This is a genomic window from Meiothermus cerbereus (assembly GCF_051297115.1).
In the GTDB taxonomy this organism is placed as follows: Bacteria; Deinococcota; Deinococci; order Deinococcales; family Thermaceae; genus Meiothermus; species Meiothermus cerbereus_A.
This window is the reverse complement of sequence record NZ_JBEVAL010000156.1, coordinates 1-979: the sequence shown is the minus strand read 5'-3', so window position 1 is coordinate 979 and position 979 is coordinate 1. Positions and strand designations below refer to the sequence as shown.

At 62.3% G+C, this 979-nt stretch carries 1 protein-coding gene, 3 tRNA genes and 1 pseudogene; all 5 read left to right on the top strand.

Translation table 11 applies throughout. The annotated features are described in order from the left end of the window. Positions 1–265, top strand: a pseudogene (locus ABWU19_RS14915) (hypothetical protein); the annotation flags it as partial. 37 nt (positions 266–302) lie between these two features. Next, a tRNA-Thr gene (locus ABWU19_RS14910) sits at positions 303–378 on the top strand. Between the two features lies 1 nt (position 379). After that, positions 380–453: transfer RNA gene (locus tag ABWU19_RS14905), tRNA-Met, on the top strand. A gap of 1 nt (position 454) precedes the next feature. Then, positions 455–530 (top strand) — tRNA-Thr (locus ABWU19_RS14900). A gap of 10 nt (positions 531–540) precedes the next feature. Then, a complete protein-coding gene (locus ABWU19_RS14895; RefSeq protein WP_435902414.1) occupies positions 541–852 on the top strand; it encodes a hypothetical protein in 312 nt (103 codons plus the stop codon). The last annotated feature ends 127 nt before the right edge of the window (positions 853–979 follow it).

Below are 979 nucleotides of genomic sequence, written 5' to 3'. Positions count from 1 at the left end.
GGGCCTCGAGACCTACGGCATGACCCTCGACGAAAATCAGGCCCCTCTGGAAGAACGCCTACAGCACGCGCTGGAAGAGGCTCTGGATTTGCTGCAATACCTGGAGTGGGCCAAGCAAGTCGCACCAGAGGGCCTGGAGGCGCGACTGGACGAGCTGTGCGCGCTGGCCGCTGAGGTAGCCAACGCCCTAGCCCAGATGAACGCATACGACCCACCCGACGACCCCGGCGAGTGGGTGGAGTGGCGCGACCTCGAGGGCCCCTGACCCGCCTACAGACTTCTAAGCCCCAGCCGGGGCTAGTGCCGCCCTAGCTCAACTGGTAGAGCGCCCGGTTCGTACCCGGAAGGTTGCCGGTTCAAATCCGGCGGGTGGCTCCAGGGGCCGTTAGCTCAGTGGCAGAGCAGATGTCTCATAAGCATCATGCGCGGGTTCGATTCCCGCACGGCCTTCCACGCCGCCCTAGCTCAACTGGTAGAGCGCCTGATTTGTACTCAGAAGGTTGTCGGTTCGACTCCGGCGGGCGGCTCCAAGGGGGAAAGATGGAAAGAGAATTGGAAAACCTGGAAAAGGCATTGGCTGAATATGCCAGCGCTCAGATTCAACACGAGCGAGCCAGGGAGGCCCTCGAGTTTGCCCGAGCCACGGCCTTGCTGTCGGGGGTGATTGTGGGCAAAAACGCCGAGGAGCGGGAAGCCCACGCCCGCACCACCCTGGCCGAGCAGTACCAGGCGGTGCGGGTGGCCCAGGAGACCCTTACGTGGGCCTGGGCGCGGCTGGAGATGGCACGGGAGCGCTTAAGCGTCGCCAAGATCATACAGGAGGTGAGCAATGGCAATCATCAAATACGGTAGATCCATACACAACCTAGCCCACTATCGCAAGGCCGTCCTTGGGGAGCGGCTGATCCACCTGATTCCTATTGCTGCTCATCCGGCGCGGGGTAAGCGTCGGGGAAGTTCTTCGCACGTTGGAGTTGAT

Coding starts and splice junctions, on each gene's coding strand:
- ABWU19_RS14895 (WP_435902414.1), top strand. CDS start 541: ATGGAAAGAGAATTGGAAAACCTGGAAAAGGCATTGGCTGAATATGCC.